This is a genomic window from Bacteroidota bacterium (assembly GCA_016715425.1).
Lineage (GTDB): Bacteria > Bacteroidota > Bacteroidia > Chitinophagales > BACL12 > JADKAC01.
The window spans coordinates 208,046-221,243 of record JADKAC010000002.1 but is presented as its reverse complement, the minus strand read 5'-3'; the positions used below and the strand labels follow the sequence as shown (position 1 = coordinate 221,243).

General features: G+C 34.1%; 11 protein-coding genes. 6 read left to right on the top strand and 5 right to left on the bottom strand.

Annotation, left to right across the window (positions count from 1 at the left end; translation table 11 throughout):
* Window positions 1-43: 43 nt before the first annotated feature.
* Window positions 44-880, top strand: a complete 837-nt coding sequence (locus IPN31_02840) for a hypothetical protein (GenBank protein ID MBK8680842.1) — start codon at window positions 44-46, stop codon at window positions 878-880.
* Window positions 881-1,131: 251 nt separating this feature from the next.
* Here the strand turns inward: IPN31_02840 and tnpA are convergent, their stop codons facing one another.
* From tnpA to IPN31_02825, 3 genes are all read right to left on the bottom strand, one after another.
* Window positions 1,132-1,593 (bottom strand): IS200/IS605 family transposase, encoded by a 462-nt coding sequence (gene tnpA, locus IPN31_02835; protein ID MBK8680841.1) that lies wholly within the window; start codon window positions 1,591-1,593, stop codon window positions 1,132-1,134.
* A gap of 268 nt (window positions 1,594-1,861) precedes the next feature.
* Window positions 1,862-4,444, bottom strand: a complete 2,583-nt coding sequence (locus tag IPN31_02830; protein ID MBK8680840.1) for a T9SS type A sorting domain-containing protein — start codon at window positions 4,442-4,444, stop codon at window positions 1,862-1,864.
* A 159-nt stretch (window positions 4,445-4,603) separates the two neighbouring features.
* A complete protein-coding gene (locus IPN31_02825) occupies window positions 4,604-4,969 on the bottom strand; it encodes a hypothetical protein (protein ID MBK8680839.1) in 366 nt (121 codons plus the stop codon).
* Between the two features lie 195 nt (window positions 4,970-5,164).
* Between IPN31_02825 and IPN31_02820 the strand changes: the two genes are divergently transcribed.
* The 3 genes from IPN31_02820 (at window position 5,165) to IPN31_02810 (ending at window position 8,576) form a co-directional block, all read left to right on the top strand.
* On the top strand, window positions 5,165-5,503 hold the full coding sequence (locus IPN31_02820; protein MBK8680838.1) for a single-stranded DNA-binding protein: 339 nt from the start codon (window positions 5,165-5,167) through the stop codon (window positions 5,501-5,503).
* Window positions 5,504-5,627: 124 nt separating this feature from the next.
* Window positions 5,628-7,067, top strand: coding sequence for an oligosaccharide flippase family protein (locus IPN31_02815; GenBank protein ID MBK8680837.1), 1,440 nt, complete (start codon window positions 5,628-5,630; stop codon window positions 7,065-7,067).
* A gap of 36 nt (window positions 7,068-7,103) precedes the next feature.
* Window positions 7,104-8,576, top strand: coding sequence for a T9SS type A sorting domain-containing protein (locus IPN31_02810; GenBank protein MBK8680836.1), 1,473 nt, complete (start codon window positions 7,104-7,106; stop codon window positions 8,574-8,576).
* Window positions 8,577-8,587: 11 nt separating this feature from the next.
* Here IPN31_02810 and IPN31_02805 read toward each other — a convergent pair whose 3' ends face one another.
* Both IPN31_02805 and IPN31_02800 read right to left on the bottom strand, forming a co-directional pair.
* Complete coding sequence (locus tag IPN31_02805; protein ID MBK8680835.1) at window positions 8,588-9,649, bottom strand: glycosyltransferase; 1,062 nt, start codon at window positions 9,647-9,649, stop codon at window positions 8,588-8,590.
* Window positions 9,650-9,652: 3 nt separating this feature from the next.
* The gene (locus IPN31_02800; protein ID MBK8680834.1) at window positions 9,653-10,411 is read right to left on the bottom strand and encodes a cyclase family protein; all 759 of its coding nucleotides are present in this window, start codon (window positions 10,409-10,411) and stop codon (window positions 9,653-9,655) included.
* Between the two features lie 65 nt (window positions 10,412-10,476).
* Between IPN31_02800 and mtaB the strand changes: the two genes are divergently transcribed.
* Window positions 10,477-11,841 carry a tRNA (N(6)-L-threonylcarbamoyladenosine(37)-C(2))-methylthiotransferase MtaB gene (mtaB, locus tag IPN31_02795; GenBank protein MBK8680833.1) on the top strand — a complete coding sequence of 455 codons (1,365 nt, stop codon included), beginning with the start codon at window positions 10,477-10,479 and terminating at the stop codon, window positions 11,839-11,841.
* Window positions 11,838-13,133 (top strand): prolipoprotein diacylglyceryl transferase, encoded by a 1,296-nt coding sequence (locus tag IPN31_02790; GenBank protein MBK8680832.1) that lies wholly within the window; start codon window positions 11,838-11,840, stop codon window positions 13,131-13,133. Before mtaB ends, IPN31_02790 begins: the two co-directional genes overlap by 4 nt.
* Window positions 13,134-13,198 lie beyond the last annotated feature (65 nt).

The window sequence follows — 13,198 nt, the reverse complement described above, 5'->3', positions numbered from 1 at the left end:
CTACACATTTACCCGCTTAATCATCGAATTAAAATAGAAACACATGCGGGTAAAATCTATTCTGTTGTTGGCAGTTTTCTTAATCTTTACTGAAGTACTTTTTGCTGCTACTCTCTCACGCACCTACAAATGGAATTATAAAGGGAAATTATATACCACTACTTTACAATTTGAAAGTGGCACATACGATTACTACAAACACCGGAAAAGAGACTACTACGATTTTACTGTTTACACGCATGAAAATGCATCTTATCCCATAATAAATAAAGTGGCAGTTGCACTAAAAGGAATTGCACAAAAAAATAATTTCAGCGAGTGGCAAACGGTAGAATTTATTTCTGCTTTTGTGCAGCATTTGCGATACGTGGGTGATGGAAAATATGAATATCCCCGATACCCTGCAGAAACGTTGGTGGAGATGGCAGGGGATTGTGAAGACACTTCTATTTTGCTCGCAAGTTTATTGATGAGTCTTGGTTATAAAAGTATTTTAATTTCACCTAAAGGACACATGGGTGTCGGCATTGCAGTGAAGGGAAAATACCCGGGCGTTTCTGTTACTATGGATGGACAGAATTATTATTATATAGAAACAACAGAACCCGGTTGGTATATCGGTGAATATCCGGAAGGATTAACAGCCGAAGCAAATTTATTGGATCCCGGTGCTTCGCTTTATTCAAAGTTATTAGCATACAGTGGAAGTAATTATACATCACCATCAAATAAGCCTGCACAATCTGTTGCAGTAAAAAATGAAACTACAAGCACGGAAAATAAATCCGCTTATCAGTTTAAAGACAATTATATGTTGTCAACAGAAGTTGTAATTGTGGATGGCAAACAAGAAATGATTGTTACCAAAGTGGAACATTGAATTTATGAGAATTAGGAATTAGGAATTAAGAATTAGGAATTGAGAATTAGGAATTGAGAATTTGGATTATGCAGTATTACAAATGAATCCTTTATCCGATTCAATATTTTTAATCCACAACATTCTCGAAGTGGTGAACACAAAATTTTCAACATTCAATTTCAACCCCGAAGGGGTGGCATTATTGTAACTAAAACACAAACAAAAAATCCAAACCCCGAAGGGGTGACATTATTTTGGAGACATTATTATTATTCAATCCAATCAAATAAATATTTTTCGTTGTATTCAATTTGAAATTTTTTTAAGAGACCTATATATTCCTCTTTAAAACTTCTTTTTTTATGATGTGCCTCCTGATTTAAAATATAATTATATACCCGGCTGACATGGGAGTGAGAATAGGAGAAATCACCATAACCTTCCTGCCAGGAAAAATCGCTCTTTAACCAATTATTATCATTTATAAAATTGGTTGAATTGTTTTTAATATCTCTCACTAAATCTGAAATAGGCATAGATGGTTTTAATCCAACAAATACATGAATATGATCGGACATACCATTTACGATAATGGATTTTTGTTCTTTACCTGTTATTATTCCGGAAATGTATTTATTCAATTCCTCTTTCCATGTATTTGAGATGAGGTTCTTCCTGCCTTTTACTGCAAAGACAATCTGAATATGTAATTGTGTGTAGGTACCTGCCATAACATAAAATTATTTTTATCAAAATTAATTATTCCATAAAAAATTATGTCACCCTAGAATTATGTCACCACTTCGGGGCTCGGTGGGTGGGGTTGGGATTTTTGTTCTTTAATAATGACACCCCTTCGGGGTTGGGTTGGGTGGTTGGGGGTTGAATTTGTTTATTCTATAAAAATTTCACCCCTTCGGGGTTGGGTTTATAACTACCAATATAAAAAATAACCGAACCCCGAAGGGGTGAAATTATTGTCGGGCATTATTCGCAATTTTATTTCACCACAATAATATTTCCTGTATAAACCACGGTTTGTTTTTGTCGGATTTGTAAAATATAATTTCCGTTTTGCAATGCAGAAACATCAATGGTATTTTCTTTTTCTGTAATGCTGTATTCACCATGCAATTTTCCGTTGATATCATACACAAATACTTCTGAATTATTTTGAGGAAGATTATTAAAAACAATTTTTCCCGATGTTGGATTTGGATGTGCTAAAATATTACTTACCAAATTTTCATTTGCAATTGCATCGGGTATATATATTTTTAATGTAGTAAAAGCTGGTGGTGTAACCACAGCCGGATTGTAATCAAAATAGATTTCTGCTGTGTTTGAAAATTGTGTTCCTTCTGCTAATCCTTCCACCAAATCCACTTCAAATTTTAGGTAGCCATGACTCTCCGGTTCGTTAGCGGCAGCATGTACTAAATTGATATTTGGGAAAGTCCATTTAACAACATTGGGATAAATAAAATCAATGTTATAATTATGACTGGAAGACAACATGTGCAACGAAGAATAATCAATTTCATTTGTAAGTGTATCCACCACCACAATTGTAATTGCAGTATCAGAACCCAGATTTTGAAAATCAATTTTATATTCAATATGATTGGTAGAAGGATCTACAAAACCCAATTCAGTTTCACCTGCGGGATTTGCAGTTTTCATATTCGGATCATAAGAAGCTGTAATAACTATTTGTAGTGTATCATAATTATTATCTAAAGTAATTTCATCTGAAATAGATTGCACCATTGCATAAAAAGTAAGTGTATCACCAATTAATGCTGTATCTGCCGGAACGGAAAATTGAATAGGATTTAATTCATAAGAAAGCCCATTCATAACTCCTGTAGAAATAGTAAGTGTATCACCACTTACAGTCATGTTTGGATAAACAATAGATTCAAGCGTTAATATCGGATCAAAAATTAATTGTATATCTATATCATCTGCCGGAAGCACTTCATCATTAAATATATTTATCCAATAGGTATTTGTAAAACCGGGTTTCGCTTGATAACCTTCTGTTTCTATATGCAGATCAGTAGTATCTACATCCGCAAATTTTGCAAAATATAAAGTATCAAAAACTTGAGATATCGAATCAACAACAATTGTATAGGATTCTGTAAGCGGAGATGTTTGATAAAATCCTGTTGGATTGCTTACTTGAATATTATAAGTGCCGGGTTCATAAATCCAACGGGTAAATTCTCCATCTTCATTAGTTCCCGCATAAATATCTTCATCTAATATTTCTGCAAATAAACCGGGCAATACAATATCGGTATCATCATAAGTTGCATTATCATTTGCATCATAAAATACTTTTCCGGTTAAGGTAACACGATCCATATTTCCGAGTGAATCTGTTTTTAATAATACGGCTATCGGAATTGATGTTAGGGTATCTCTCATATCTCCGCAAAAAATAAAACCATTATCCGATGTTTTTTTTACGGGAAATACTTCATAGCGATTTCCATCTTCCACAATTTTTTGTTGTTCAAAATTCCCTTCCTCATCAAAAAACAAAAGATTGATATTGCCATTGGTAAAAATTGTGCTGTCGTAAATTGGTCCATTCACAGTAACTGCAAATCCGCCATCGTCCATAGGTAATAATTTGCCCAGATAATATTCATAAAACTCAGGAAAATCTTTTTCCCAAAGTATATCGCCTGCGCTGTTTCTTTTTTGTAAATAGAAATTTGTCATATCAGGCCATACCGATTCATAATCTGTCTCAGGTTCTTTTAATAAAAACACATTATCACCGCCGGGCAAAGCAATGATATCATTCACACTGCGATCATCCATTAATACATCATATACTAATTCACCGTCAAGATCCACTTTTATTATATGTGTTTTAAAAACATAAATATCCAAATCATACACCCATAGGTAAATGTGTTGTTGCATATTGGCAAAATAGAAATAACCGTCTTCGGTGGGGTCAACAGTATTGAAACCATAGTTATAAATGGAATCGGAAGGAAGTGTATAACTCCATTCCATTAAACCTGCGCTTGAATATTTTTGCATTTGAACTTCATGAGTAGGACTTGGAGTCATTCCATCTTCTACATGAAATACAACGAATCCATTATCGGGAGTGGAACGCAAAGATTTGTAATCATAATAATCACCGTCGGTTGGATCCAACATTATTTCATCCAGCAAAGTACCTGATGGTGAATACACATCTCTATACACAGAATCATAAAATATTTCAATTTTGGATATTGCATAATTTCCATCGGGACGCTGATATGCATTTGCAAACGAGTAATCTTTCGAAAGTGTGTCCATCCAGATTATATCGCCATTTGCATCTGCTTTTGCAACAAACCCAAAATACGCACCGGGATAATTAGTTCTTCCTGCAAAAAAATATCCATCATCATCAGTTTGAATAATGGTAGTAATCCAGGATGCTTCATCGTCCATAGCCGGAAGCACATCATACGTTTTAATCCAGTTTTGCGCTTGTAAATTGTAAGTAAAAAATGACATCATCAACATGGTGATAATTGTGAGAGAAGTAAATAATTTTTTCATAGTATGTATTTAATAATTATAAATGTAAAAAAAATTGGGAAGGGTTTTCATATTGCAAATAAAAAAACAAACCCTATTTATTTTATTGACAGTTATATGATGTAGGCAGTTATATTAATTGCAGATATAAAAGCAGATTTAAATTTGCTATTTCATTTACTATTCCATTCCTTCTTTGCGCTTCACCAAAAAATAATAATCATTATCCAAAGGCAGATATCCATATTCATAACAGAAATAATAGGTAACTCCTTTTTTGGTGGTGTAGGTGGAAGTGAGATAATGAAAATTAAAACCTCTGTCCATTAATTTTTGTCGTGATGCTTTTGCTGTTTCATCCGGTATCAACTCTGCAATAATTCTTCTGTTCTTTCGCAGTATATTATTGATGTTGCGCATCATCGAATTATCGGTTTTTAATCGGTTGTTAAATGCATTGCGACACATATCCGAACAAAATTTTTTATCAATTCTGCCTCGAATCGGTTCATCGCATTCAGGACATTTTTTTAGGGGAGAATCCATATGCAGTAAAGTTTTAGGGAATAAATGTACAACTTATTTATCCGTGTACAAACGGGTTCAAACACTTATATCCGAAAGTAAATGGGTAAATACCGAATAACATTTGGAGGCCGCTACAACTTTGCATAGTCAATTATTTCGAAACTAACGACACGACAAAAAATCAAATGGTTAAACAATTTAAAATTTAAAAACATGAACGCTCTACGTAACAAAGTAACACTAATAGGAAACCTCGGAATGGATCCTGAAATCAAAACATTTGATGGCGAAAAAAAATATGCAAAATTCAGCCTTGCAACAAATGAATTTTATAAAAATGCAAAAGGTGAACAGGTTACTGAAACCCAATGGCACAATCTTATCGCCTGGGGTAAACTTGCAGGCACTGCCGAAAAACTTTTGAAAAAAGGAATGGAAGTAGCCATTGAAGGCAAACTGATTAATCGCAATTACACAGATAAAGAAGGTGTGAAACGCTATATCACCGAAGTACAGATAAACGACCTGTTGCTCCTTGGCAAAAAAGCCTGATACATTTTCCTCCTGTTAATCCAAGGCTCTGCATTTGAAAAGATGCAGGGCTTTTTTTATGTGTGTAATTAACAAAGTACACCTACATTTATTTCTACATTTGCAGGCATCCAAAACGATTGCATTGCTGAAAAAAATAATCAAATCATCTTTTATTTTCACCATCGGCAATATGATGCCACTGCTCACCAGCGTGGTTTTATTATTTCCTTACACCACCTATTTGCAACCGGGTTTATATGGTGAACTCGCTTTATATATCGCATTCACTTTATTGGTACAGTACCTCGCCAATTACGGTTTGGATAATTATGTGGGCATTCATCATTATGAATACAAAAAAGATCAGGAGCAACTGAAGAAATTTATAGGAAGTGTTGTAGGTGCATTAATGGTGATTGGTGCCGGACTTACAATTGTTTTTTTGGTGTCGGGTGCATTTATTTTCGATAGTATTTTTAAAGGTGAATTACCATTTTTCCCTTTTGGTTTTATGGCTGTATTAACCGGTGTTTTCAATTCCTTATTTCGCACTTATATCAATTTTTTATTTTACAGAGATAAACCCAAACGACATTTATATTTCAACATTTTCAATTTTGTTGTAACACTGGTATTATGCATTGGCGGATTATTATTATTTCCGGATTCTATTATTGGTCCGATGTGGGGAAGACTGCTTTCTGGCGCACTTATCTTTTTACTTGCAGGTATATTTTTTATTCGTGAATATGGTTTGCATTTCGATACTTCAATGCTGAAAGGATTACATCGCTTTTGTATTCCTGTTGCAGGTTTTTATGTGCTCACCTGGGTGTTGGCATATATCAATAATTATATACTGAATGATTTAGCAACGCTGACGGATGTAGGTATTTATGATTTTGCTTTGAAGTGTGTGTTGCTGATAGAAATAACACAAACAAGTTTAGCGCAAACATTTAATCCAAAGATTTATGATATGTGGTCTGCAACCGGTATGCGCAAAAGTTCGCTGGAAGAAAACAGATATCATAATGTATTTACAATGCTGAGTGTAGTGATGATTGCACTCAGTATTTTATTGTTACCACTTGTAGTTCAGTTGTTGGTGAAGAATGAAAGTTACTACGCCATATTTCAATATCTGCCGGTGCTGTGCATCAGTTTTGTTTTCCGGCCTTTGTATAATGCATTTTATAACTCTGCTATATTTTATAAAAAAACAATTGCGCTTCCACGAGTATTACTCTTTTCGTCCATTCTGCAAATTGTACTTGCAATTATTCTTATAAAACAATTCGACATCTGGGGAGCAGTGTGGAGCTATGCATTAATAAAACCAATTCAAGTCTTATTATTCTGGATGGAATGCCGAAGTATTTTTCAATTTAAATTCAATCCGTATAAGATGATTGTTTTGCCTTTAGGTTATACATTATTGATTGTGCTTTTATTTTTTCTAAACAATAATGCTTCTTATTATTTTAATGGCGCAATTCAATTGCTGGCAGTAGGCATTGTTACATTAGTGATCTTTAGAAAAGAATTACCGAGAGTGAAAACTTTGTTTTTGGGGAAATAGGGAAATGAATTACTTTTGAATTCTAAACCTATAATTATGAAATTCTTTTTTACTGCAATTTTATTTTTGATTTTACCATTTACTCAACTCCTTTCACAATCCAATTATGTAGGCAGTGGCATCGCATTATCGTTTGATGGATCCACTGGAAATTATGCGGATTTGGATGATGTATATAATGATTTAGCTTTTCCACTAACATTTGAAGCTTGGGTGAATCCTGCAGATTATGAATCACCATATTCAGCGGTATTTGCATCCGATAATAATAGCTCAGGAAGTTACTATGGATTTTATATAAGATTTGATAATGCGGGGAAATTGATATTTGAAATTGGAACAGGTTCAGGTGCAGGAGAAACTTCCAGAAATGGCAGAATGACAACAACTGTAGTGTTAACTAATGAGTGGACCCACATTGCTGTAGTTGCAAATTCAGCATCTGATGTTGGTTTTTACTTCAATGGTGTTGAACAACCAACAACATATTCTGATGGTGACGGTTCTGCGAGCTCATTAATACATAATAGTAATCATGCTGCAATTGGCAGACAAACAACACCATTTGATACGCATAATTTTATTGGAGAAATAGATGAAGTTCGGTTATGGGATATAAGTAGAACAGAATCCGAAATTCAAACCAATATGTGTAAGAAATTAAGCGGAGTTGAATCCGGATTAATTGGTTATTGGATTGTAGATGAATCCTATTCTGATTTGAGTTTAATTGATCAATCAAGTACTGGAAATGATGGAACATTATATGGCGATATGGATAGAATAACATCAGGTGCACCTATAGGAAATGAAAGTATTTATGTTTATACAGATTCCTGGACTGGTTTGAGTCTTACATTAAATTCACTGGGTGGTGATAAGCTTAGCATATTGAAGATTGCGAATAATCCACATGGAGTTCATGTATATCGTGTTGATGATTATCCTTACAATACTGATGGCCTTGATGAAGCTTATACACCCTATTATTATGGGGTATTTAGTGCTGATGATTTAACAGATGTTAAGTATGGTTTGATTTATAAATATTCTTTTAGCAATGGTGTAGTTAATGAGTATAATGAAAGCGATGCATTTTTATACGAACGTTTTGATGGGGCAGAAGAGTCATGGTCCAATTTATTTGCTTTGCAAAATTTTTCGGCAAATAAGTTAGTGAAAAAGACAAATGTGAACAGAAAAGAAATAATTTTTGGAATTGATTATCAGCATGGAACTAAGGGATTGGAAGAGCCAGGTACACTGGATTTTTTGAATGTGTATCCAAACCCAACGAGTGATAACATTTACTTAGAATTAAATGATGAAAATGCATTGCCTTATTCATATATACTCTATGATGTAACAGGGAGAATTGTTTATTCAAAAAATGAAGTTTCTAATTTAAAAGAAGGAATTAATGTTCAAAATTTGGCAGATGGTATTTATCTGTTATCTATTCAACATGAAGATCAGTTTTACAATAAAAAAATAATTGTACAAAAATAAATTTGAATCAATTATTTAATTGATCCGGAAACTATTTGTATTAACTCCTTTGCTCTTCTATCAGAAGGCCAATTCTGTTTTATTCTTTCCATTGAACATTGTGAGAGGTTTTGCTTATTACATATTGAAGCTTCTCTTAAAAGTTGAGTGAACATTGCACTGTTTTTTTTCTTTAAAATGAATCCACAATCACCAATTATTTCAGGAATAGAGGCTGCATCTGAGCCGATTGGAATGCATCCACATAACATAGCTTCACCAAGTGTATTTGGAAATCCTTCAATCATTGAAATCTGTAAATAAAATTCATGTGCACTGTAATAATTTTTTAATTCTTCATTTGGTATCCATGGATGAATAGTGATGTTGGAAGATTTTTCAATAGCATTTAATTTCTCACCTCTACCAATAATGGTAAAAGAAAATTCGGGTAATTGTTTTGCTGCTTCAATAATTAAATCCAATCCTTTTCTGTAAAAAGTAGAACCTTCTGAATTGCTTACAACTGTTAAAAATGAATTGGGATTACGATTAATTCCAGTATAGTAAAATCGTTCGGCATTAAATCCGTAATTCAATTCTGTGAATGGTTGATTGGCAAATGGGCAAAAATATCTGTAGCCTTGTTTTGGAAAATCTTTATCGTCATAAGTGTAATTACTCAACACCATACTTTTATGCACAGGTGCTAAATGTGTTGCCATTTTATATGACCAACTCGTGAAAAGTCCTAAGAGTTTTTTATTAAAATTTCCATAGTGAATACTTGGAAATGAATAGCATTCTGTACCGCATAAAATCATCAAGGTCGGTACACTAAATATTTTTCCGAAGAGTGTAGGAAGAAAGGACACATATCCCGCAAAATCGCAAACAATCACTTTGGTATTTCGAATTTGCCAGACTAAAAAGAAAAATTGTTTGATAAAAGAAATAGGTGTAAATATTTTTGAAGAGGGACCAAATTCAAATGATTTAACATCGAACTGTTTTTCTAAAATCTCTTTATCAATTTGTATGAAAGTGAAAAGCTTGGGATAAAAAAACAATACTTTTTTTTGTTTATTATCCATCATTTACATCCTCCCCATTTCTTTTTCATCAATCAATTTATACAACACCGGTTTAGAAGGTGCGGCATCCAGTTCGAAGGATGCTATTTGCAGATTTAATAAATATAATCCATCGGGAATTTTGTTGGGTACATAAATTAATTCTGTAATAGTGCTGTGTAGTCTGGGTGCTTCGGGATATTGAAAAAATGCACGATGTGCAAGTAATTTACCGCCATCATCTTCACGATCTATGGAAGGAAGATCAGTTAGAAAATGTTGAATATTATTTTCTGCTGCCCATTGAAATAATGCCGGTTCAAAGTAAGTTGGATTTGTTCCTGAATATTGTTTTTGCAATTTATCTTTTTTGTTTGGCAATGTTCTAACTATTAATGCTTCGGGGATAATTTTTATTTTATCTATTACACTTGTTGCCGAAATAATACTATCACCGTTTTTAGCAATTTCAGGATGCACACTAATTAATAATGCAAGAAAATGAAATTGAATTAATGCTTTATTAATAGTGATATTTAAATTTGAAATATGTGCTACACACTCGGTATGTGTTCCATTGCCATGCGGATTTAATTCTACATTTTTATAATTCACCGAACCACCTTGATTAATATCGCCGATAAAATTTCCCATTACAACCGGTGTCGCATTAAATGGTGGCGCATAGTAGCAATTAATCTGATTTTTATCAGTGTGTAACGGCGTAGAAATATCTAATGGATGTTCCATGTCGAAACGATAACCTTTAAACAGAAATTCCATGTGGCAAATATAGCGAAGTGTTGCGGCCTGTTTGCTCTTTGTAATTTGGTAACTTTGCCGTTCACATGTCGAAATCAGTAGCATTTTATACATTAGGTTGTAAACTCAATTACTCTGAATCTTCTGCCATAAACAGACAGATGCAGGAGTCGGGTTTTGATACTGTGCCGTTTCAAAATGGTGCGGATGTGTATGTAATTAATACATGTTCGGTTACCGAGAATGCGGATAATAAATGTCGGAAAATTGTGAAGCAGGCATTAAAGTTTTCACCCAATGCATTTATAGTTGTTATCGGTTGCTATGCGCAATTGAAACCGGAAGAAATAGCAAATATTCCCGGAGTAGATATCGTGTTGGGAGCGGCAGAAAAATTTAATCTGGTAGCACATCTTCAGGATATTACAAAGCGTGAAAAAGGAAAAGCAATTGCAACAGATATTGATGCGGTTACCGCATTCAAATCTGCATATTCTATTGGCGATCGCACCCGCACATTTTTAAAAGTACAGGATGGTTGCGATTACACTTGTGCCTTCTGTACTATTCCACTTGCAAGAGGTAAAAGCAGAAGTGATACCATTGCACACATAATAAATGCTGCAAATGAAATTGCTGTTTCGGGTGTGAAAGAAGTGGTGTTAACAGGAGTAAATATCGGCGACTTCGGAAAGGTTGATGGTGTTGAAAAAAACGATAGAGAAAATTTTTATCAGTTAGTACAAGCTCTTGAAAAAGTGGAGGGCATCGAGCGATTTAGAATATCTTCCATTGAACCTAATCTGTTGCAAAAAGAAATTATTACTTGCGTTGCAAATTCAAAAAAGTTTGTTCCGCATTTTCATATTCCATTGCAATCGGGAAGCGATACAATTTTAAAAAGAATGCGTCGCCGTTACCTCAGCAATTTATATGAAGAGCGGTTAGATACAATTAAATCTCTGATGCCGGATTGCTGTATTGGTGTGGATGTAATAACCGGTTTTCCGGGGGAAACAGATGCGGAGTTTTTAGAAACATATAATTTTTTAAACAAGCTCGATATATCCTATTTACATGTGTTTACTTATTCGGAAAGACCAAATACTGCTGCAATTACTATGGATGGAATTGTGCCCAAAAAAGTAAGAGATGAGCGCACGCAACAATTAATAAATCTGAGTATAAAAAAGCGCAGATATTTTTATGAGCAATTTGTTGGAACCACAAGATCAGTATTGTTTGAAGCCGAATCAAATGGCGATATCATGTTTGGTTTTACAGATAATTATATTCGGGTGAAAACACAATACGATCCGATGTTGGTGAATGAAGTTTGCCAAGCAGAATTATTACAAATAGATTCCGATGGCGATATGTGGTGTAATCCACTTCCCGAAAATTTAAATCACACTACAACAATTCAGAAAAATAAATTATATACTGCATGATTCTTCTCAGAGCGTTTGCCACCATTTCAGAATTAATAAATTATTTATTCGGCACACATTTAAAGTTGCCGATTTTTTCTTTTGGATTTTTTGTAGCAATGGCATTTTTAGTTGCTGCTTATGTATTAACCCGTGAATTGCAACGCAAAGAAAAATTGGGATTATTAAAACCTCAAAAAGTAAAAATTACTGTTGGCGAGCCACCCAAAACAATGGATATTGCGTGGAATGTAATTCTGGGTTTTATATTGGGATATAAATTGGGTGCGGTTGTTTTAGATTACAATACTTTCGTAGATAATCCCCAAGCATTTATGTTTTCCGGTTCGGGAAATATTATCGGTGGAATTATAGGCGCAGGGCTGTTGGGATATTTAAAATATTACGAACAGAAAAAACAACAACTGCCAAAACCCGAACAAAAAATAGTGGATGTATATCCGCATCAGCGAGTTGGCGACATCACTATAATTGCAGCAGTAAGTGGAATACTTGGAGCTAAAATATTTTCAAACTTTGAAGAACCCGGTGGTTGGGAACAATTTATTAAAGACCCGATGGGAAATTTTTTCAGCGGACTTACAATTTATGGAGGATTAATACTTGGTGCAGCTTCTGTAATTTATTATGCAGTACGAAAAAAAATAAATGTATTACATCTTGGTGATGCAATTGCACCCGCAATAATTCTTGCTTATGGTATCGGCAGAATTGGTTGTCAAACTGCCGGCGATGGTGATTGGGGAATTTATAATAGCGCTTATATTTCAAATCCGGATGGTTCAATAAAAGTTGCGGCGGCAGGTGAATTTGATTCTGTATTAGACTCCCACAAAAATTATTTCTTATATGAATTTGAAAACATAGGTCAGGTTCCTTCAAAATCATTTAAAGCTCCCGGATTTTTACCCCGATGGACTGTAGCTCAAAATTATGCGCACAATGTAAATGAGGATGGAATTCCTATCGAAGGTTGTGAAGGTGAATGGTGTGCGATGTTGCCGATTGCCGTTTTTCCAACACCGATGTATGAAACCATAATGGCGGTTGCTATTTTCTTATTGCTGATGTTTTTGCGCAGCCGATGGACAACACCGGGTTTGATATTGGCATTTTATGTTGTGATGACCGGCGTAGAAAGATTTTTTATTGAAAAAATTCGGGTAAATAATGTGATGGAGTTTATGGGTATTAGAGCAACTCAAGCAGAATTTATTTCTGTAGCATTTATTTTTTTCGGATTAGCATTTATGTGGGTTTTATACTATAGAAATAAAAAAGCAACTGTTTAATAGGCTGCTATTTACAGCAGCAGTAATATTTAAGTCATAAAGGCTTTAGCAAAGCATTGCAATAC